This window comes from Microbulbifer halophilus (assembly GCF_026183675.1).
Lineage (GTDB): Bacteria > Pseudomonadota > Gammaproteobacteria > Pseudomonadales > Cellvibrionaceae > Microbulbifer > Microbulbifer halophilus.
Window position 1 is genome coordinate 76334 of sequence record NZ_JAPIVK010000018.1, and the last position, 21164, is coordinate 97497.

19 protein-coding genes are annotated in these 21164 nt (G+C 59.7%); 10 read left to right on the forward strand and 9 right to left on the reverse strand.

The genetic code is table 11. The features are described 5' to 3' along the window. Window positions 1-77 precede the first annotated feature (77 nt). A complete protein-coding gene (locus OQE62_RS11225; protein ID WP_265722125.1) occupies window positions 78-1250 on the forward strand; it encodes a dipeptidase in 1173 nt (390 codons plus the stop codon). Window positions 1251-1346: 96 nt separating this feature from the next. Beyond that, the gene (locus OQE62_RS11230) at window positions 1347-2321 is read left to right on the forward strand and encodes a mechanosensitive ion channel family protein (RefSeq protein WP_265722126.1); all 975 of its coding nucleotides are present in this window, start codon (window positions 1347-1349) and stop codon (window positions 2319-2321) included. 113 nt (window positions 2322-2434) lie between these two features. Here OQE62_RS11230 and maiA read toward each other — a convergent pair whose 3' ends face one another. Beyond that, window positions 2435-3064, reverse strand: a complete 630-nt coding sequence (gene maiA / locus OQE62_RS11235) for a maleylacetoacetate isomerase (protein WP_265722127.1) — start codon at window positions 3062-3064, stop codon at window positions 2435-2437. A gap of 294 nt (window positions 3065-3358) precedes the next feature. Here maiA and OQE62_RS11240 point away from each other — a divergent pair, with 294 nt between their 5' ends. From OQE62_RS11240 to OQE62_RS11265, 6 genes are all read left to right on the forward strand, one after another. Then, window positions 3359-3856 carry a MarR family winged helix-turn-helix transcriptional regulator gene (locus tag OQE62_RS11240; RefSeq protein ID WP_265722128.1) on the forward strand — a complete coding sequence of 166 codons (498 nt, stop codon included), beginning with the start codon at window positions 3359-3361 and terminating at the stop codon, window positions 3854-3856. Window positions 3857-3883: 27 nt separating this feature from the next. Further along, a complete protein-coding gene (locus OQE62_RS11245) occupies window positions 3884-5074 on the forward strand; it encodes an amino acid aminotransferase (RefSeq protein WP_265722129.1) in 1191 nt (396 codons plus the stop codon). 114 nt (window positions 5075-5188) lie between these two features. Beyond that, a complete protein-coding gene (locus OQE62_RS11250; RefSeq protein ID WP_265722130.1) occupies window positions 5189-6553 on the forward strand; it encodes a class II 3-deoxy-7-phosphoheptulonate synthase in 1365 nt (454 codons plus the stop codon). 199 nt (window positions 6554-6752) lie between these two features. Further along, window positions 6753-7442 (forward strand): glutathione S-transferase family protein, encoded by a 690-nt coding sequence (locus OQE62_RS11255; RefSeq protein ID WP_265722131.1) that lies wholly within the window; start codon window positions 6753-6755, stop codon window positions 7440-7442. A gap of 337 nt (window positions 7443-7779) precedes the next feature. Continuing rightward, complete coding sequence (locus OQE62_RS11260) at window positions 7780-9993, forward strand: M3 family metallopeptidase (protein WP_265722132.1); 2214 nt, start codon at window positions 7780-7782, stop codon at window positions 9991-9993. Window positions 9994-10504: 511 nt separating this feature from the next. Beyond that, window positions 10505-10711, forward strand: coding sequence for a DUF2905 domain-containing protein (locus OQE62_RS11265; RefSeq protein WP_265722133.1), 207 nt, complete (start codon window positions 10505-10507; stop codon window positions 10709-10711). Here OQE62_RS11265 and OQE62_RS11270 read toward each other — a convergent pair whose 3' ends face one another. Continuing rightward, window positions 10712-11209: an Lrp/AsnC family transcriptional regulator gene (locus OQE62_RS11270; RefSeq protein ID WP_449288968.1), complete on the reverse strand. Its 498-nt coding sequence runs from the start codon at window positions 11207-11209 to the stop codon at window positions 10712-10714. It abuts the gene before it with no gap. A gap of 281 nt (window positions 11210-11490) precedes the next feature. On the opposite strand from OQE62_RS11270, the gene OQE62_RS11275 reads away from it, so the two are divergent. Together OQE62_RS11275 and OQE62_RS11280 are read left to right on the forward strand one after the other, a co-directional pair. After that, the gene (locus OQE62_RS11275) at window positions 11491-15006 is read left to right on the forward strand and encodes an indolepyruvate ferredoxin oxidoreductase family protein (RefSeq protein WP_265722134.1); all 3516 of its coding nucleotides are present in this window, start codon (window positions 11491-11493) and stop codon (window positions 15004-15006) included. 280 nt (window positions 15007-15286) lie between these two features. Continuing rightward, entirely contained in the window at window positions 15287-15682 is a 396-nt protein-coding gene (locus OQE62_RS11280; RefSeq protein WP_265722135.1) for a glycine zipper family protein, read from the forward strand. A 192-nt stretch (window positions 15683-15874) separates the two neighbouring features. On the opposite strand, the gene OQE62_RS11285 is transcribed toward OQE62_RS11280, so the two are convergent. The 7 genes from OQE62_RS11285 to OQE62_RS11310 form a co-directional block, all read right to left on the reverse strand. Beyond that, entirely contained in the window at window positions 15875-16264 is a 390-nt protein-coding gene (locus tag OQE62_RS11285; protein ID WP_265722136.1) for a hypothetical protein, read from the reverse strand. 18 nt (window positions 16265-16282) lie between these two features. Beyond that, on the reverse strand, window positions 16283-16888 hold the full coding sequence (locus tag OQE62_RS11290) for a YdeI/OmpD-associated family protein (RefSeq protein WP_265722137.1): 606 nt from the start codon (window positions 16886-16888) through the stop codon (window positions 16283-16285). Window positions 16889-17111: 223 nt separating this feature from the next. After that, window positions 17112-17717: a site-2 protease family protein gene (locus OQE62_RS19500; RefSeq protein ID WP_377595583.1), complete on the reverse strand. Its 606-nt coding sequence runs from the start codon at window positions 17715-17717 to the stop codon at window positions 17112-17114. 364 nt (window positions 17718-18081) lie between these two features. Beyond that, entirely contained in the window at window positions 18082-18750 is a 669-nt protein-coding gene (locus OQE62_RS11295; RefSeq protein ID WP_265722138.1) for a hypothetical protein, read from the reverse strand. Window positions 18751-18835: 85 nt separating this feature from the next. Further along, window positions 18836-19486 (reverse strand): HAD family hydrolase, encoded by a 651-nt coding sequence (locus OQE62_RS11300; RefSeq protein WP_265722139.1) that lies wholly within the window; start codon window positions 19484-19486, stop codon window positions 18836-18838. 75 nt (window positions 19487-19561) lie between these two features. Further along, a complete protein-coding gene (locus tag OQE62_RS11305; RefSeq protein WP_265722140.1) occupies window positions 19562-20041 on the reverse strand; it encodes a pyridoxamine 5'-phosphate oxidase family protein in 480 nt (159 codons plus the stop codon). A 728-nt stretch (window positions 20042-20769) separates the two neighbouring features. Then, window positions 20770-21093, reverse strand: a complete 324-nt coding sequence (locus OQE62_RS11310) for a VOC family protein (RefSeq protein ID WP_265722141.1) — start codon at window positions 21091-21093, stop codon at window positions 20770-20772. Between the last annotated feature and the right edge of the window lie 71 nt (window positions 21094-21164).

Sequence of the window (21164 nt, forward strand, 5' to 3'; positions counted from 1 at the left end):
ATTCTTATGATCCGTTATTGCGGCGATGGGTGCCTGTGGATACTGTAGCTTCAGAATAACAGGCCACGAGATCCATCATGAAAAAAATCCTCCCCCTGTTGACCATTCTGGCACTGGTATTGTTCAGCGGCTGGCAGTGGTTGCTGTTGCCCGGTATCGAAAAGGCCCGCAATACCCGCGATGGACCGGACGAGTATCCCCCCGTCTCCGCGGGGGCCGCCCGGCTCCACGAAAGCCTGTTGGTCGGCGATCTGCACGCGGACAGTTTCCTCTGGGCCCGCGATCTGCGGCGCGAGGCCGATTATGGGCATGTGGATCTGCCCAGGGCGCGGCGGGGCAACCTGGCGATTCAGGTGTTCACGTCGGTGACCAAATCGCCCCGGGGCCAGAACTACGATCAGAACTCCAGTGACGCCGGCGACAATATCACCCTGCTGGCGGTGGCCCAGGCCTGGCCGCCGCGCACTTGGGGTAGCCTGCTGCAGCGCGCGCTGTACCACGCCGGGCGGGTGACCGGGTTGGAGGAGCGGGCGCCGGAGCAGATCGCTGTGGTGCGCAGCGGCGCCGACCTGGACGAGGTACTGCAGAAGCGTGCGGAAGGCAGTGAACAGCTGGCGGCCATTCTCGGTACCGAGGGCGCCCACCCGCTGGAGGGCGAGCTGGACAATATCGGCGCGCTCTACGATGCCGGCTACCGGGTGATGGGGTTGCAACACTTTTTCGATAATGAGCTGGGCGGCTCCCTGCACGGCGAGAGCGGTGCCGGGCTCACCGGGTTCGGCCGTGCCGCGGTGCGGGAAATGGAGCGGCGTTCTATCGTCATCGACATCGCCCACTCGTCCGAGCAGGTGGTGCGGGATGTGTTGGCGATGGTCGAACGCCCGCTGATCCTGTCCCACACCGGCTTTAGGGGCCTGTGCGATTCGCCGCGCAATATCAGCGATGAACTGATGCGGGAAGTTGCGGCCGCCGGCGGCCTGGTCGGTGTCGGCTACTGGGAGGGCGCGGTCTGCGACAACAGCCCGCAGCATATCGTCAAGACCATCCGCTACGCGATCGATCTACTGGGGGTGGAGCATGTGGCGCTGGGGTCGGATTACGACGGCAGTGTCGAGGTCGCATTCGATGCCAGCGAGCTGGGCCTGCTGACGGATGAAATGCTGAAACAGGGATTCAGCGAAACCGAAATCCGCAAGGTAATGGGAGAGAACCTGCGAGATTTCTTTCTTGCGCAACTGCCCGTCTCCTGATGTGCTCCGCGCCACCGAAATTTGGCACCGCCTCGTCGGGGCGGTCTGCATCGGCTATATAACAGGGACCTTCTCGCAAATGGAGTGGCGGTCCCCGTGCTTGCCCAGTCGTTGACCACAGCCTTTACGCTCGTTCCGCGCCTCTTGTTCCGGGTTCAGGAGGAGGGCGGTGGGGAATCCGAGCTGAAAGAAATCGCGCCGGAAACGGTGGCCGAGGCCACGGATACGGTAGTGGGCTCGCTGGACCGGATCTGGACCGGCTTCCTCGGCCACACGCCGTATGTGATTGCGAGCCTGATGGTGCTGTCCGCTACCCTCGTGATCGTGCTCCTGCTGCGTCGTTTCGGCAGCCATCTCTTCCGCCGGACCACATCGCGCAAGTCACTGCAGGATCTGTTCGTCCGCCTCCTGACCATCGTTATCTGGATCCTGGGGTTGCTGTTTGCCGCCATGGTGCTCTTTCCCGGCCTGACGCCCGCCAAGGCACTAGGCGCGGTGGGGCTGCTGTCCATCGCTATCGGCCTGGCGTTCAAGGATATCTTCGAGAACTTCTTCGCCGGCATCCTGATCCTGTGGCGTTTCCCGTTTGAGGAAGGGGATGTGATCGAGTGCGAGGAAGTCACCGGCCGCGTTGAATCCGTCGAGGTACGCAATACCACCATCCGCAGGACGACTGGTGAACTGGTGGTGGTGCCGAATCTCTTCCTGTTCAAGAATCCCTGCGAAATTCTCACCAACCGGATCAAACGGCGCGTGAGTATCACGGTCGGCGTCGCCTACGGCGAGGATGTCGCGGGGGCAGTGGCAGTGATCCAGAAGGCGGTCGAGGCCTGCAAAACCGTGCGCGAAGACGAACAGATACAGGTCTTTCCGAAGGGGTTCGGTGACAGCAGTATCGATATCGAAGTCACCTGGTGGACTGGCTCTACGCCGTTTGCGGTCCGGGAATCGAAAGGGGAAATCGTCACCGCGATCAAGAAGGCGCTGGATGAGGCGGGTATCGAGATTCCGTTCCCCTATCGCACATTGACTTTCAAGGAGGCCCTCGGGGTGCGGAAAGAAACGGAGTAGATGCCAGGCGGAATTGCTTTTTCGTAGGGTGCACCGAGCCCGGCTTCCGGTGGTACCGGTGGGCGCGGCGGCACCCTGCCGCGAAGTCAATTTACGGCGAGGTGCCAGGGCCTTTACAGCGTGCTGTCTGGCTGCTTCTCCGGCCGCGCCTCGACAAACGCCGGAATTTCCGCGCAGGCCTGCGAGATCCGGTGAATGGCCGGGTACTCGGCGATATCCATCCCGAAGCGTTCGGCGCTGTAGATTTGCGGAACCAGGCAACACTCGAACAGCCCGGGCTGCTCGCCGGCGGCGAACGGTTTCGGATCCAGCTGCCGTTCCAGAGCGCCGAAGCCCTCGTGGATCCAGTGCTGAATCCAGCCCTTTTTCTGCTCGTCGCTGATCCCGTACTCCGATTGCAGATAGCGCAGTACGCGCAGGTTCTGGATCGGCTGGATATCGCAGGCCGGGTTGTAGGCCAGGGCGCGGATGCGGGCGCGTTCGACGGGATCCGCCGGCAGCAGCGCGGGTTCCGGGTGGACTTCGTCGAGCCATTCCAGAATCGCCAGCGATTGGGTCAGCACGCTGTCGCCGTCCACCAGCGCGGGAACCAGCCCCTGCGGATTCAGCTGGCGGTAGTCGTCACCGCGCTGCTCGCCCTTGAGCAGGTTTACCGGCCTGTAATCGTACCGCAGCCCCTTGAGGTTCAGGCCCAGGCGGACCCGGTAGCTGGCGGAGGAGCGGAAGTAGCCGTGAAGTTCCATAAATTATCCTTTTGATCTGAGCTGTGTCCGCAGGGCCCCGGCGCGGAGGCTTGCGCGAATATTTTGCGCCACATCGGGGATTTGATACCAAAAATGGCGCCCGAACCCGTATAATGCGCGACCGATTTTGTCACTTGGTCCCGTCCGGTCCGGGAGCCGGAAAATTTCCGGCATAAGTGGTTACATTTGAAACCAATATTAGTTACATTTGTAACCTGATACAAGCCCGTCTTCTTCAAGGTTCGCAACGAGCAATACGGGCTCGACCACTGGCCCAGCAGGTGAGTAAGCCGCATGACAACTGATGAAAACTCTTTGCAGGCAGCGGTACCGCAGGACGATCTGCGCCTGGAGAAGTTTCTGCCCTACCGTCTGTCGGTTCTGTCGAACCGGGTGAGCAACGCCATTGCCCAGGCCTATGGCACGCGCTTCGAACTGACCATTCCCGCCTGGCGCGTGATGGCGATCCTGGGGCGCTTTCCGGATCTTTCCGCCGCCGACCTGGTGGAGCAGACGGCCATGGACAAGGTGGCCATCAGCCGCGCGGTATCGTCCCTGTTCAAGAACGACTACATATCCCGCAGCGAGGATCCGTCCGACCGCCGCCGCCAGGTGCTGAACCTGACGGAACTGGGGCGCGAGGTCTACGAACGCATCGTGCCGCTGGCGCAGCAGTACGAGAACGACCTGATGTCGTCCCTGAGCCCGGAAGAGCGCCAGCAGCTGGACAGCATTATCGAAAAACTGATGGACCGCGCCCAGGCCTGGGCCGACCGCGGTCTGATCGACTGAGTGGAAGAGAATTCACAGGAGTTATTGATGTTTGAGCAACTGAGCAGTCTGCCGCCGGATCCCATCCTGGGCCTGCTGGCCACCTACCGCGCCGACGAGAACCCGGACAAGATCGACCTGGGCGTGGGTGTCTACAAGGACGAGTCCGGCCATACACCGGTATTGCAGGCGGTGAAGGAGGCGGAGACGCGACTGTTGCAGAGCGAAGAGACCAAGGCCTATATCGGCCCCGCCGGCACGCCCGGTTTCAACGCCGCCATGCAGGAGCAGGTGCTGGGTGCCGACCACCCGGCGCTGTTGGCCAACCGCGTGCGCTCGGCCCAGACCCCCGGCGGCTGCGGCGCCCTGCGCGTGCTGGCGGAATTCGTCAACCGCGCCAGGCCCGGCGCCACCATCTGGGTCAGCGATCCCACCTGGGCCAACCATGGCCCGCTGCTCGGCAACGCCGGCCTGGAAATCAAGAGCTACCCCTACTATGACCGCGCCAGCGCCACGCTGCTGTTCGACCAGATGGTGGACACGCTGAAAGATGTGGGCGAGGGCGACCTGGTGCTGCTGCACGCATGCTGCCACAACCCCTGCGGCGCGGACCTGTCCCGCGAGCAGTGGAAAGTGATCGTGGAGATGGCGCAAAAGCAGGGCTTTACCCCCTACATCGATATGGCCTACCAGGGCTTCGGCGACGGTCTCAATGACGATGCCTGGGGCCTGCGCCTGATGGCGGAATCCGTGCCGGAAATGCTGGTGGCGGCCTCCTGTTCCAAGAACTTTGGTCTCTACCGCGAGCGCGTCGGCCTGGCGATGGCGATCTACAACGACGCCGCCGCGGCGGACAAGGGCCAGAGCCAGATGTTGAACGTAGTGCGCGGCAACTACTCCATGCCGCCGTCCCACGGCGCCGCCATCGTCGAGGCCATCCTCACCGATGCCGGCCTGCGCGCCAACTGGGAAGCCGAGCTGACGGAAATGCGCGAGCGTATCAACGGCCTGCGCGCCGGCGTCGTGGAAAGCCTGGCCGCCGCGGGTGCCGATGGCGACTTCAGCTTTATCCAGCGCCAGAAGGGCATGTTCTCCTTCCTGGGGATCAACGCCGAACAGGTACAGCGCCTGCAGAGGGAATTTTCCATTTACATGGTAGACTCCAGCCGCATCAGCATCGCCGGCCTGAGCCAGAGCAATATGGAATACTTCAGCAAGGCAGTCGCCACTATTCTCTGATCCCCGCATTGCTCCCCTCTCCCTCTGGGAGAGGGGCTGGGGGAGAGGGCTCCCGAACCAGCCCCAAAATCCGAAAGTTAAGCACCGAAAATGGAAGTCGAGGTAACCACCCCCGTGTCCGAATCCCCATCCCAAACCTGGACCCCGCAAAGCTGGCACAGTTTCGAGGCAAAGCAGCAGCCCAGCTATCGGTCCCCCGAACAGGTCGAAAGCGTTACCGGTGAACTGTCCGGCTACCCGCCGCTGGTATTCGCCGCCGAGGCACGCGAACTGCGCCGGCACCTGGCGCAGGTGGCCGAGGGCAGGGCATTTCTGCTACAGGGCGGCGACTGCGCCGAGTCCTTCGCAGACTTCAATGCCAACAAGATTCGCGACACCTTCAAGGTGCTGCTGCAGATGGCCGTGGTACTGACGTTTGCCGGCAACCTGCCCGTGGTAAAGGTCGCGCGCATGGCCGGCCAGTACGCCAAGCCGCGCTCGTCGGATACCGAGATCATCGACGGCGTGGAACTGCCCAGCTACCGCGGCGATATCATCAACGGGATCGATTTCACCTCGGCGGCCCGGGTACCGGATCCGCAGCGCATGCTGACCGCCTACAACCAGTCCGCGGCCACACTCAACCTGTTGCGCGCCTTCGCCCAGGGCGGTCTCGCCGACCTGCATGAAGTGCACCGCTGGAACCTGAGCTTCCTGGAAAACAATCCGCAGCGGGAAAAGTATGCGCAACTGGCCGAGCGGCTGCAGGACGCGCTGGAATTCATGGCCGTCTGCGGCGTCAACTCCGACAACACGCCGGCGATCCGCGAGACGGAACTCTACACCTCCCACGAGGCGCTGCTGCTGGACTACGAACAGGCGCTGACCCGCACCGACAGCCTCACCGGCAAATGGTACGACTGCTCGGCGCACATGCTGTGGATCGGCGAGCGCACAAGGCAGCTGGACGGCGCCCACGTGGAATTCCTGTCCGGCGTCTGGAACCCGATCGGCGTCAAGGTGGGGCCGAACATGCAGCCGGACGAACTGCTGCGCCTGACCGACAAATTGAACCCCAACAACGAGGCCGGCCGCCTGACCCTGATCACGCGTATGGGCGCCGACACCCTGGGCGAAAAATTGCCGGCATTGGTGCAGGCAGTACAGCGCGAAGGGCGCAGCGTGGTCTGGAGCACCGACCCGATGCACGGCAACACGGTCAAGGCCAGCAGCGGCTACAAGACCCGCAACTTCGACAAAATCCTGCGCGAGATCCGCGACTTCTTCGCCGTGCACCGCGCCGAGGGCAGCCACCCGGGCGGCATCCACCTGGAGATGACCGGCCAGCATGTCACCGAGTGCACCGGCGGCGCCTGGGATATTTCCGAGGCGGACCTGGCGAGCTGCTACCGCACCCAGTGCGATCCGCGCCTGAACGCCGACCAGGTACTCGAGCTGGCCTTCAACGCCGCCGAATGGCTCCGCGCCGGCCGCAGCTGATCCCGGGACCGCGGAGCTCCAGCTCCGCCCCGGGTGCGCCGAGCTCCAGCTCGGCAATCGCCCCGAAGGGGCGACAACAAACCCGAAAGCGACAACCCGGCCCCGCCGCCAGCGCGTCCCAAAGACCCAACCGCAAGGTGCGGCAACCCGCCGGGGAAGAGATTCCATCCATGTCTCAAGCAAAACCCTGGGGGTGCCCATGTACCAGCTCTACATAGCCAACAAAAACTACTCCTCCTGGTCCCTGCGACCCTGGGTTCTGCTGCGCCAGTTGCAGATCCCCTTCGACGAACAACTGGTTACCTTCGATGAGGGCGGCAGTTGGGAGAAATTCCGCGAGTTTGCTCCCAATGGCCTGGTTCCGTGCCTGGTGGACGGCGACACCCGGGTCTGGGAATCGTTGGCGATCGTCGAATACCTGGCCGAAAGCCATCCGCAAGTGTGGCCGGCAGAGCAGGGCGCCCGTGCCTGGGCGCGCTGTGCGGCGGCGGAGATGCACGCGGGGTTCGGCGCACTGCGGGATATCTGCTCGATGAACTGCGGCGTGAAAGTCGAGCTCAGGGAAATCCCGCCGACGCTGCAGAAGGATATCGATCGTATCGACGAACTCTGGTGCGAGGGGCTGGCCCGCTTCGGCGGCCCCTTCCTGGCCGGTGGGGAATTCACCGCGGTGGACGCATTCTTCGCACCGGTGGCCATACGCGCGACCAACTTCGGCCTGCACCTGAGCGCCGAGGCCACGGCTTATATGGAGCGTATCCTGGCGCTGCCGGCAATGGCGGAGTGGATCTCCGCCGGGCTGCGGGAAACCTGGCGCGAACCTGGCCACGAGGAAGAGCTGCTGCGAGCCGGCACCATTGTCGAGGATCTTCGCCGACAGCCGGCGTGATGCTACGCACGATCCACTAGATCTCGACCGGGATTTCCCCATTGAACGACAATCAGCCGGAGTTCGCACCGCGGACTCCGGCCTGTCTGCTTTTTCAACGCTTGTTGAAAGAATGCACTTAACAAGTCGTTATCAACTTGCGTAAGGCATCACCGTAGCCAGTCCCGTCGCAGAATCTTCGGTCAGTCAGGGGTAGGGGAGATGTTTATCGTGCCAAAGTGTTCGTCTGCCGCCACAGTGTCGCCATCTCGCTACGGAGCATGGCGGGGCAGGTAACAGTCCGGTTAAACTCGGGCGATTACAAAGTGGGAAACTACAAATACAGAGGAGAACCCCGATGCGTCAGACAATGATCGCGCTATCGGTTGCTGCCGCACTGGCAGCTGCAGCCGGTTGCGGTAAAGAGGCCGGACAGGCCCAGTCGACCCAGGAGCAGGCGACCAAAGCCGCGGAGACGGAGACTGCGGCAGTTGCAGGCAACCCGCTTCTGGCCGAGTGGACCGGTCCCTACGGCGGCGTACCGGCCTTTGACAAAATGCAGGTTGCGGACCTGAAGCCGGCGCTGGAAAAGGCCATGGCAGACAACCTGGCGGAGATCGACGCCATCACCGCCAACCCGATGGGCCCGACTTTCGAGAATACCATCGCCGCCCTCGAGCGCAGTGGTTCCGAGCTGGACCGTGTGTTCGCCTACTACGGTATCTGGAGCTCCAACAATTCCTCGCCGGAATTCCGCAAAGTCCAGCAGGAGATGGCCCCCAAGCTTGCCAACTTCAAGTCAAAGATTACCCAGAACGGCGAACTGTTCCAGCGGGTCAAGGCGGTCTATGACGCGCGCAACGATTCCGACCTGGACAGCGAGCAGAAGCGCGTCGTCGAGCTGATCTACAACGAATTTGCCAACAACGGCGCAACCCTGAAAGGCGAGGCGAAGAAGCGCTACGCAAAAATCAACCAGCGCCTGGCCGAGCTCTACACCGATTTCGCCAACAATGTGCTGGCGGACGAAGAGGGCTACGATATCTTCCTGAACGAAGATCAGTTGGGCGGCCTGCCGGAATCCTTCGTCGACGCCGCGGCGGCACTGGCGGAGGAAAAGGGCGAGAAGGGCAAGTATGCGATCACGAATACCCGCTCTTCCATGGATCCCTTCCTGACCTATTCCGACAACCGCGAACTGCGCGAGCAGGTCTGGAATAACTACTACAGCCGCGGCGACAACGGCGACGAGCACGACAACAACGCCATCATCGCCGAGATCCTGAAACTGCGCGACGAGCGCGTGGGCCTGCTGGACTTCGACAACTATGCCCAGTGGCGCCTGCAGGACCGCATGGCCAAGAATCCTGAAAATGCCATGGAGTTGATGGAAGCCGTATGGCCCGCTGCCGTTGCCCGAGTGAAGGAAGAAGTCGCGGATATGCAGGCGGTGGCGGATGAGGAAGGTGCCGATATCACCATCGAGCCCTGGGACTACCGCTACTACGCGGAAAAAGTCCGCAAGGCCAAGTACGACCTGAACTCCGATGAAGTGAAGCAGTACCTGCAACTGGACAAGCTGCGCGAGGCGATGTTCTACGTGGCCGGCGAACTGTTCAACTTCGAGTTCACCCCGGTAGAGGAGGGCAGTGTGCCGGTCTTCCACGAGGACGTGAAAGTCTGGGAAGTGACCGACAAAACTTCCGGCGAGCACATCGGCCTCTGGTACCTGGATCCGTTTGCGCGTTCCGGCAAGCGCTCCGGTGCCTGGGCCACCATGTACCGCGACCACACCACCTTCGACGGCAAGAAGACGGTACTGGCCTCCAACAACTCCAACTTCATCAAAAGCGCCCCGGGCGAGCCGGTGCTGGTGAGCTGGGACGATGCCAGCACTTTCTTCCACGAGTTCGGCCACGCGCTGCACTTCCTGGCCTCCAACGTCACCTACCCGACCCTGAACGGCGGTGTGCGCGACTACACCGAGTTCCAGTCGCAGTTGCTGGAGCGCTGGCTGTCCACCGACGCGGTGATCGACAACTACCTGGTGCACTACAAGACCGGTGAGCCGATTCCGGAGGCGCTGGTAGCCAAGATCAAGAAGGCCGCCACCTTCAACCAGGGCTTCGCCACCACCGAGTACCTGGCTTCCGCGCTGGTGGATATGAAGTACCACACCGCCGATCCGGAAAACATCGACCCGGATGCGTTCGAGCGCGAGACCCTGGAAGGGCTGGGTATGCCGGATGAACTGGTCATGCGCCACCGCAGCCCGCACTTCGGCCATATCTTCTCCGGTGAGGGTTACTCCGCCGGTTACTACGGCTATATGTGGGCGGACGTGCTGACCTCCGACGCGGCGGAAGCCTTCGCCGAGGCGGACGGTGGTTTCTACGATGAAGAAGTTGCCGGCAAGCTGGTGAAATACCTTTTCGCACCGCGCAACGCCATCGACCCGGCGGACGCCTACCGCGCCTTCCGCGGCCGCGATGCCGAGATCGACGCACTGATGCGCGATCGCGGCTTCCCGGTACCGGGTGAAAAGACGGATACCGTGGCAGTCAAAGACTGATCCCGGGCGCCACTGAAAAGGCCGCGATGCGAGAGAATCGCGGCCTTTTTTGTATTCGGGCCATCGGGCCCTGTTCTATGCCCTCTCCCGGCGGGATAGGGAACTGGTGCAAGTCTCGACGAAACCCGGCGGGTAAATTCAACCCCGAATGTCTCCGACCGAGCTCCCCTCTCCCACCGGGAGAGGGGCCGGGGGAGAGGGCGGCTGGAGCGGCCACCATCAACATAGCGGGCCCATCAATCCCCCTCTCCCTAACCCTCTCCCGGCGGGAGAGGGAACTGGTACGAGTCTCGACGAAACCCGGTGGGTAAATTCAATCCCGAATGTCTCCGACCGAGCTCCCCTCTCCCCCCCGGGAGAGGGGCCGGGGGAGAGGGTGGCTGGAGAGGCCACCATCGACATAAATGGGCCCACAAATCCCTCTCTCCCACCGGGACCGGGGGAGCGCTGGCACCCCACCGGAAACCATTGCTAAGCTCAAAGACCGGAATGGAGCTGGAAGAGGGCAGATATGGAAAAATGGCTGATCGCACTCGGCGGCATTCTGATCGCCGCCGGCGTCCTCTACCACTTCGCCCCCTGGCTGTTCACCTGGTTCGGCAGGCTGCCCGGCGATATCCGTATCGACTCGGAGCACGGCAAGGTTTTTATCCCCATCACCTCGATGGTTATCTTCAGTGTGGTTCTCAGTGTGATTCTCAGCTTTTTCCGCCGTTGATCACTCCTGTTCCAGCAGTTGTTCCAGCGGCAGCTCGGTGCGGTAGCGCACCTGCTTCAGGGAGAAGCTGCTCTTGATATGGTCGATGCCCGGCAGCTCGGTGAGTTTCTTGTCGAGGAATTCCTGGTAGGCCTGCAGGTTGGGCACTACCACCCGCAGCAGGTAGTCGAAGTCGCCGGTCATCAGGTAGCACTCCATCACCTCCGGCCACTGGCCGATCACCGATTCGAAATCCATCAGCTCCTTTTTCACCTGGTGATTCAGCGTCACCTGGATAAAAACGCTCACGGGCAGGCCCACTTTCTCCGGTTCCAGCAGGGTCACGGCGCGCTTGATAAAGCCCTGTTCGTGCAGGTTCTTGACCCGGCGGGAGCAGGGGGAGGGGGACAGGCAGACTTTCTCCGCCAGTTCGATATTGGGAATGGTGGCGTCTTCCTGCAGTATCTCCAGGATCTTCTTATCGATGGCGTCCAGTATGTAGGCCATGGTGGTATCCATCTCTTCTCGTCGTTGGTACACCCGACTGATGACTATAAGTGCCGTGAGCGGTCGCTGCCACCGGCGCGTGGATGGCGCGGGGGCCGGCGCCGAAAGGCAATTTGTCCGGCTGGCTCAAAAGGGTGTTATTTGAGTGAATTGTTGCGGTTTACAATGAGTCATTGGTGACTTGTGGCTGTATTATGCCGTATTCACGCTTAATTTGGTATGACCTGCTTCACCGCGCGATGTTAATTTTTGTCGCTCAACAATAACGAATAGCGACAGATCAGGTGGTACCCATGGCGATGGTCGAAACGGATCAGGAGCTGGGCTTCGATCGCGATTACTCCCTCAAGGCCGCATTTACCCGCGATGAGGGGCGTGTCTTCCTTACCGGTATCGACGCGCTGGTTCGGCTGCCGCTGATGCAGAAGCAACTGGACGAGCGCGCCGGGCTGAACACCGCCGGCTTTATTTCCGGCTACCGCGGCTCGCCGCTGGGCGGCTACGACCAGGCCCTCTGGCGACAGAAGAAACTGCTGGCGGGGCGCGATATCCACTTCGAGCCGGGTATCAACGAGGATATGGGGGCCACCAATATCTGGGGCACCCAGTTACTGGATCACTATCGCCAGCAGGCCACCCGCGACGGCGTCTTCTCCATCTGGTACGGCAAGGGCCACGGCGTGGACCGCAGTGCCGATGTGTTCCGCCAGGCCAATGTGCAGGGCACTTCGAAACTGGGCGGTGTACTGGCCCTGTGCGGCGACGACCACACCGCCGAATCCTCCATGTTCTCCCACAACACCGACCAGATCTTCGAGTCGGTGATGATGCCGCTGCTGTTTCCGGCCAGCATCGACGAATACCTGACCCTGGGGCTGGCCGGTATCGCCCTGTCGCGTTTCTCCGGCCTCTGGGTCGGCTTCAAGGCCATTACCGAAACGGTCGAGGCCGGCGCCTCCATCGTGGTTCCGGATCTGCCGCAATTCGCACTGCCGGAAGATTTCCCGATTCCGCCCCACGGCCTCAACTACGATCCGCACCTGAACTGGCCGGCAGAGCGCATGGAGTACGAGCGCCGCATGCTGGAAGAGCGGCTGCCGGCCGCACAGGCCTTCGCCCGTGCCAACAGCCTCGACAAAACGATCGTTTCCGCCCCGCAGAAACGCTCCGGTATCGTCACCGTCGGCAAGGCCCACGGCGACCTGCTGGAGGCGCTGGAACTGCTGGAACTGGACGAGCGGGACCTCGAGCAGGCCGGAATATCCATCTACAAGGTCGCCATGAGCTGGCCGCTGGAACCCGAAGGCATGACCGAATTCGCCGCGGGCATGGAGCGCCTGCTGGTGGTGGAGGAAAAGCGCCCGCTGGTGGAAGACCAGCTCAAGAAGCTGCTCTACGGCTGGCCCGACGGCCGCCGCCCGAAAGTGGTGGGCAAGAAAGACCTGGATGGCAGCGACCTGCTGCCGGCTATCTGGGGCTTTGGCCCGGACAGGGTGGCGAAAGCCATGGCCCGCTGGCTGGCCGACACGGAACTGGGCGCGCGCATTGCGCCGCTGGCGGAAAAACTGGGCGACGATGTGCCGGGCAGGGCCGGCGGCCTGTTGGCCCGCGAACCGGTTTTCTGCGCGGGCTGCCCGCACAATACCTCCACCAAACTGCCGGAGGGCAGCCTCGGCAGCGCCGGTATCGGTTGCCATATCATGGCCCTGGGCAAGGGGCTGCGTACCGACACCTATTCCCATATGGGCGGCGAGGGCGTCCAGTGGGTGGGCCTGCACCGCTTCTCCTCGGCCTCCCATATTTTCCAGAATATGGGCGACGGCACCTACAACCACTCCGGCCTGCTGGCCATCCGCCAGGCAGTGGCCAGCCAGGTGAATATCACCTACAAGATCCTGCTCAACGACGCCGTCGCCATGACCGGCGGTCAGCCCGCCGACGGCGAGGTGACCGCACCGACGCTGGCCGCGCAACTGCTGGCCGAAGGCGTCGGCGAAGTGGTGTTGCTGAGCGAAGAGCCGGGCCACTGGCACCGCCGGGGGGCGCAACTGCCATCGGACGTGAAAATCCTGCCGCGCTCGGAACTGGATGCGGTACAGCGCCGCCTGCGCGAAACCCCGGGCGTGACCGCCATCATCTACGAGCAGGTCTGTGCGGCGGAAAAACGCCGCCGCCGCAAGAAAAAACAGATGGACGACCCGGCCCGGCGCCTGCTGATCAACCACCGGGTCTGCGAGGGATGCGGCGACTGCAGTGTGCAGTCGAGCTGTATCGCCGTGGAGCCGCTGGAAACCCGCTATGGCCGCAAGCGCCAGGTGAACCAGTCCAGCTGCAACAAGGACATGCGCTGCGCGGACGGTTTCTGCCCGAGCTTCGTCACCGTCGAGGGCGGCGAACTGAAAAAGCCGCCACTCGATACCCTGGCGGACGCACTCGACGTAGCCATTGCCGGCCTGCCGGCGGCGCCCCAGGCGGAGCTCGACAGGCCGCTCAGCATTCTCGTCGCCGGTATCGGCGGCAGTGGTGTGCTCACCGTGGCGGCGCTGCTGGGCATGGCCGCGCACCTGGAAGAGAAGGGCAGTACCACCCTGTATTTCACCGGCCTGGCGCAGAAAAACGGCGCTGTGGTGGCCCACGTGAAAGTGGCCACGCGCCCGGAAAATATCACCACCGCGCGCATTCGCGACGGTTCGGCGGAACTGCTGCTGGGCTGCGATATGGTCACTGCCGCGAGCCAGCGACCCAAATTCGCGAACGGCAAAATCCGCTCGCTGGTCAACACCGCCGAAGTGCCGGTGGCGGCCTTTATTCGCGACAACGACTTGGCTTTCCCGGCGGATGCCACCCAGCAGAGTATCGAATCCCTGAGTGCGGAATATTTCGCCTTCGACGCCAACCAATACGCCCGGGCACTGTTTGGCGATACCGTCTCCAGCAACCTGATGATCATGGGCTACGCCTGCCAGAAAGGCCTGCTGCCGATTGGCGAGGCCGCGCTGGAGCGCGCCATCGAGCTGAACGGCGTGGCGGTGGAAAACAACCTGCGCGCATTCCGCGCCGGCCGCCTGCTGGCCGAAAACCCCGAGGCGGTGGAACAGCTCGCGGTACCGGCGCAGCCGGTCAAGATGATGGAGCCACAGGAGACCATCGAGCAACTGATCGCGCGGCTCGCGGCCGAGCTGGCGGAATACCAGAGCGCTGCCTACGCGCGCCATTTCACCCGTACCGTCGAGCGGCTGCATAGCGCGGAAAAGACCCTGGGCCGCCTCGGCGGCGAACTGACCCGCACCGCCGCACAGAGCCTCTACAAGGCCATGGCCTACAAGGATGAATACGAGGTGGCACGGCTCTACAGCGGCGAGGATTTCCAGCGCCAGCTGCGCGAAACCTTTACCGGCGACTACAAACTGAAATTCCATATGGCGCCGCCGGTGATGGCGCGCCCGGATGCTGGCGGCAAGGTGAAGAAAATGCAGTTCGGCCCCTGGATGGGCAAGCTGATGCCGCTACTGGCGAAAGGCAAGATCCTGCGCGGCACCGTATTCGATATCTTCGGCTATACTCGCGAGCGCCGCGCCGAGCGCCACTGGGCGCGACAGGTGGGCGGCGCCGTGCGCGCAGTGGCTGTTGCCCTGGACGAGGACAACTTCGCCGCCGCGCGGGAACTGCTGGAACTGCCGCAACAGGTACGCGGCTACGGCCATGTACGCGAGCAGAAATTTGCCGAGGTGCAAGAGCGCTGGCATCAACTCCTGAACCGTTTCAGCGATAGCGACAGCGAAGCCGGACTGGCCACAACCCCCTCCTGACCCTTCCCCGGAGCCGCGGAGCTCTAGTCCGTCCCCGGGACCGCGGAGCTCCAGCTCCGCCCCCGGGAACGCCGAGCCCCAGCTCGGCCATCGCCCCGAAGGGGCGACAATAAAAACCCCATAACCAATCCAAACCCCCCAGTCACAATTTCCCCTTGTCCCCACTGGCGTACAACTCTACAAGCAGCTAAACCTAGAGAAGAACGAGACGACATTGCCGCAGCCCGAAGCTGCGAAAAATGGGGACTCTCTCGGCAATCAGATGAGCGAGGTGCTGCAGATGAAATCAGCAATAGCGGCCGTTGTGGGCCTGAGCGCCACAGTAATGTTCGGCTGCGCCACGCAGCAGGAACAGGTGCCCGGTTCGGGCGGAATTGTTATCGACACCTACGGCGTGAACATGACCCAGTATCAACGGGATCTCACGGACTGCAAAGGCCTGTCCTACGCCGCCCGCAGCGACGAAGGGCGCCGCGGTGTCACCCGCGCCGCCGGCGGTGCACTGCTGGGCGGCGCCCTGGGGGCCATCATCGGCGATACCAGCAGCGCGGCCGCCGCGGGCGCCGGTGCCGGCGCCGTGCTGGGTGGTGTCTCCGGTGTGACCAGCGCCCACTCCGAAGCGGGTCAAATCACCAGAAACTGTCTGCGCGGTCGCGGATATCGCGTCTTGAATTGATCTTTTTCCGATCACTGCGGTCCAAGAATCAACTGACCTGTTGATATTCGGCAATCTCACAGGACTTGGCTTGAGCTGGGCTGATGCCCGGCTCTTTTTTTGGGGTGGTCGTTGGGCGATCCGTAGGATGGGCAAAGCACAGCGTGCCCATCAAAGAACTGGCCCCGACATACAGGGACTGTATGCGGCCCGCTATGTATCCATCGAACTGATCCAGGGATAGGCATAGAGGGCAGTCCCGGCGAGAAACACAAAGAACAGGGCCAGAGACAGCCGGCGGTGTAGCCCGAAGAAAACCACCTGCTCTGCGGCGCGGAGCAGCCAGAACAGGGCTATCAGGAACAGCAGCGACCGCCCCAGGCCGGTAGCCAGCAGCTCTGTCGGGTGGAAAAAGGATAGATACGCGAAGATCAGGAAGGTGAAGATCAGGCAGAAATTGAGGATCTGCATCACCTGGCGGTTGATAAAGCGGAGCGATGCGAGATCGCGCTTCCAGTCGAAAAGACGCCAGAAAAGCAGGTGAAAGACCGCGAAGCCGAGATTGAAAAAACCTCCCAGCATAATTACGGTTGTGACTGACATCTGTGACCTCCCTGGTGTTTACCGGTCGTGTAGTCCCAGGCCGCCCAAGATTCTGGGTATACACTTTTCGACCCTCGATGCCCGGGTCTTGGATTGTTTGGCACCGCCAAAGTGGAGCAGGTAGCCCCGCTGCCGCCCCGGCGTCAAAGCCTCGAAGGCGGCCTTCAATTCCGGGTCCTCATCCAGTTTTCTCTGAAACTCCCCGGGCACGCTGAAATCCTCCGTTTTCTTGAATTCCACGGTAAGACCCGCCTTTTCCACCTCAATGGCCCGGTTGATACAGGCCTTTATTTCCGGCGCCAGCGATTCAACCTCCCCGACACTGGTAAATCGAATCTGGCGCGCAGCCTGGGTGTTCTCGGTCTGCGCCACCAGGATCCCTTTGGGGTCTTTGAGAAGGGCCCCCTTCATAAACAGCAGTGCACAGAAATCCTTGAAGCCGTGCATCAGGAATACATTGCTGCCATCCAGGGAGTAGCAGGGCTTGCCCCACTTCAGGTCCTCGGAAAGGGTTGTATCGAGAGCGATCTCCCGAAGCGCCTTATACGCCTTCTGCCACTTCCCCGCCTTGTCTATGAATGTGTCGACTTTTGGGTTCTTACGATTTTTGGTGGTCTGGTTCATATGCGAAGTCCCGGTTATCAAGGGGGTCCTCATTGTATTAACCGTTGTCCAGGCTCCATTAACAGCGGGCGCGTCCTGTACTCATGTCATACGGTCGTCATTCCGGGCCTGATCCGAAGTCCGGGTCGTCCCGCAGGGCAGGGCGAATTGCTGCGCGTTGAATGCAGGGGGCATACTGTGGATTGATCCTTGGAGCGACTTGTATGGTCCATGTTAGCTCAATCTACTTGACTGACTTTAGGTGCTTTCTGTTCTTTTTATCTCGGCCTGATCGAGGGCGATAATACTTAAAGTATAATGGAATAGATTTCCAGCATTCTTCACCATCCAGCCCCATAGCCGGTGCCATATTAACCACCGCTATGAGTGCATTTATGTAACCCAATATCATCAAAGGAACATTAACGTACCAAGGCAAAGAAGCGCTATATAGGGAAAATATCGCTATACATGGTATGAATACTATTGCCTGTGCAGCAACCCCACCCCATGAAACTAGACAGTTATGATAATCATTGTCGGCCTTTTCAAACGAGAATTGTCCATGGAGCAAGTAAAGACTGATTCGTACCGACCTAAGACCCAACTTCGATGCAAACCACATATGCCCTATCTCATGAATTAGCATTACCATGAGAATTGAAATGGCAACGATCAACATCGAAATTTCTGAAACAGCAAGCACAGCTATCAACACCAACGGTACACTCAAGCTCCAATGTATAAACACTGGAACTCCCGATATGGAAAATAGCTTAAGGTACTCGAGCTTCCTCATACACACCACCTTAAGGAGTTGACGCCGCCATCTGCGTCGGCCGTAATACATTCAGCGCGAAGCGCGTTGCGTAAGTCATCCGTCAGCATAGCCTGGTTATAGGGCAAGGTCACGCGGCAGTCTCCTCAAGGCAGCAGTAACTGATGCAGTAAAAAGTGAAACCACTGTAAATTGACCTAGCACGTGAATCGCGAATTTCGGCCAGAAATCTATTTCTTTAGTAAACAACGGATGCCAGACATAAATGAGTGTCAAGTTTCCAGGGAGCAGAAAAGATCTATACCGGGCATGCCTCCACCCCACACAGTCCAATTTATGGTAAATGCAATTAGCCCAACAAGTACTGATCCGACACCCGTATAAACTGCGATATTCATTACGCTAAGCATGATTCATGGTGCCTATAACATTTGCTTTAACCGGCGCCGTCACTGGACTCGCCCGGCTTTGTCACTACGGGACTTTCCGGGGTCCGGTTGAACCCATGGTTAGCTTCCCCCTTCGGTCGATACGCCTCCTCTTTTGGAAGGTGTGCAACAAGCAGCTTTAGGTAGAACAACGGCAGAAACCACTCCATCCCCGGTGGGGGCTCAAGTGCGTAAAGGGCTAGGAGAACACTCCCGGTGTACATGAGCAGTGCAATCGGCCGTCGAAGGTAGAGTGGCGACGAGATGATCACGAGACCTGCAACCAAGAGGTATACTCCAGCAGTGATTAGCCACGACAAATCAAGCCCGAGGAACAACCACGAAATAAGGGCTAGATGCACTAGGTGTAACGTGACAAATCCGAAGTGCTGGGAAAAGCCTTGCCCTGCGCGGTGATACCATCGCTTCCCGGAAGAGGTAGCATTGGTAATGATACCGCCCACGATATCGAACGCTAGCACCGCGCAAAGGATGTACTGAACAGTGGACCAAGTCCCTATTGCATAAGCCGCATAAGCAACTGCCACGACCGCAGCCCCTAGGGGCAACACGAACTGAAGCACCAGTTCTGCTGGTGTTGCGCCAGGGCCTACAAACCGATCCAAAACCCCAGGCAACCCTTCACGGGGACTTGGTAACTCCTGTTTAGCGCGCATCAATGTCTCCTATTTTTAACGTCCACCATCACCAGTGATAAAGCCGCAGCGAATCGGAGGTTTTGGCATCCGGTGCATGGCTTTTTTATAAGCCAATGTATCTCAAAGCCACATTGGCTTCAGTATAATCTCGAATCGATTGCGGGCTCGAAATACGGCTTCCGACTGAGACAAAGTTATAGCCCAACGTTTCAGAGGCTTTCTGATCCCAAGGCCCGTCCCCGAAATACGTTATAGAATCATAACGACCGTTACCCGCACGCTTTTCGGCCAATCTCATAATATCGGTTCTGCTGTAATGATCCGAGGACGAGGCCAATGCTATAGACGAGAAGCTGATACCTGCAGCATCAAGCTTCATCCTCGCGGATTCACTCCAACCACCAGTAGCAAAAGCTACAGCGACATTCTGGCGTGCAACGAGCTGCGATAAAAACTCATAAGCTCCGAAGATTGGGGATACGCCGTGACACGAGATATGATCCGCTACTCGACTCACGAACCGTTCTCTAACTTCTTCTGTGATACGATCGCTGTCACTTTTAAGCCCCAGTTCTTCGATCACCTCGATGAGAATCCCAGAATCGGTTACATGATTATAGCGGCTCCAATCAGGACCTATGGTCACACCCAATACATCCTTAGTAGCTGCTTGAAAGCATTCGGTATCGAAATCATATGACTCGACCAGCGTTCCGTCTATGTCGAATAAGACTAGATGCACAATTTTCCCCATGGCTTATAACGCTTGCTATAAACGGCGCGAGGAGCGATCGTCCGGCGACCGGAGGGAGCGAGTTTAATGGTTTGGTTAGGCATCTTTATCCTGGGTTACACCGTAAGTGCGAAGCGCGGACTGAATTTGCGACTCTTCAGTAGTCTCTGAAGGGTAAAGGCGGTAGCTAGGCGCAACTATCGGTTTCGCAGCGATAGTTCTTACAACGAACACGCTATATATCGGATAGCGATCGCCAGCCATCGCGAGAAGTGGATCAACCCAGCGAGAATACTCTGGTTCTGATGGCTTAAGTTCGGTTGCCGTGCCAATAATCTTGAAGCCCTTTTGGACAAAAATATCAATAAAACTTAGACATATCTTCTGGTTTACCATGATATTCTTTGCTGACCGAGGTGATGCAATGTTTGCAACCACTATGTTCTGACTATCTGCAACAGCAAAGACTTCCTTTGGCGACACATTCGGCTGTCCGTTTTCGTCACTTGTAGCTAACCAACAGAGCACGCTTCGCTCTACAGATTCACGAACTTCGGTAGTTATTGGGTCTGACACAGTCTCCTCCTAGAATGCATAACGAGGCTGTAGAAAAACTCCGGCCTCTTCTTGCTGTTCATATTTCACCCAAATATTGCGATTCTACGTGAATTCTGGGCCAGTTCTGCATTGCGAAAAGCATTTCAGGGCACTCTCCGCACGAAAAATTTACCTGCTTCAGGATTACTCGAGTTTTTCTACAGCCTGAACGTGAGCTGCAAGCCGCGCGAGGTACGAGCGTCGGCTTGACAGCCTTGTTGGGAATACGAGGCAGGTTGCCGGCCTCCTCAAGGTCCACCTCCACCGCCACCACTCCCTCCGTTAATCCGCTCGCGCTGTGCACCGCACTTCTTGCAGGTAAAGGTAGTAAACAGGAAGCCTCGCTCGCCGGCCTCTAGCGCAAATTCCTCACGACATGTCGGACAACGCCCAAACCATAGAATAAGATTGTAAAAGACGCTCGCTATAGCGAGCGGCCACATCCAAAACCACCAAACGACCTCTTGCTTCGACCCATACAGAAAAAGCATTCCCACGATATATATGAGGGCGATCGCGGTTCGCAGAAAGTTCTTCTTTTGCTTAGAGGAGAGCGCCATCGATTCTAACCCAGGTGAAGACAATAATTCCATGTGGATTAGGCAATCCGTATTGCCTCCATCCTACACGCTCAACGCCAAGCGCACCAGTGACCTTGACGCAGTGAAGCGGAGACAAGGGCATCCGTGTGCCGCGTATTGTTATGGTCATTGCTCACTAAGCTCAATCTTTCGTCCATCAGGATCTCGAATAATGTAGATCTGCCTGCCGTTGAATTCATGCTGGCTGGCAGTTGCCACTTGGGAGAGGACCTGCTGTATATATTTTAACGAGAAACCGATCCTGGAAGTTCCCACAGCTTCGTTTTCCGCCAATGGATAAAGCTCAAACACAAAACCGGCATCTTGCGAAGAGTAATGCATAGGCCCGTCGCCATGCCTCTCCTTAACGAAGTTAAACCCTAGCAGTTCATAAAACTGCTTACTCGTTTCCAATTCTTTGCACCGCAAGACGAGTAAGTTGATTTCCATTAATCACCTGAAGATCGCCGAGTAGTCGGGAGCCGTTACCGGCCCCAGCCCTCTAAGAACCGTACGTGCGG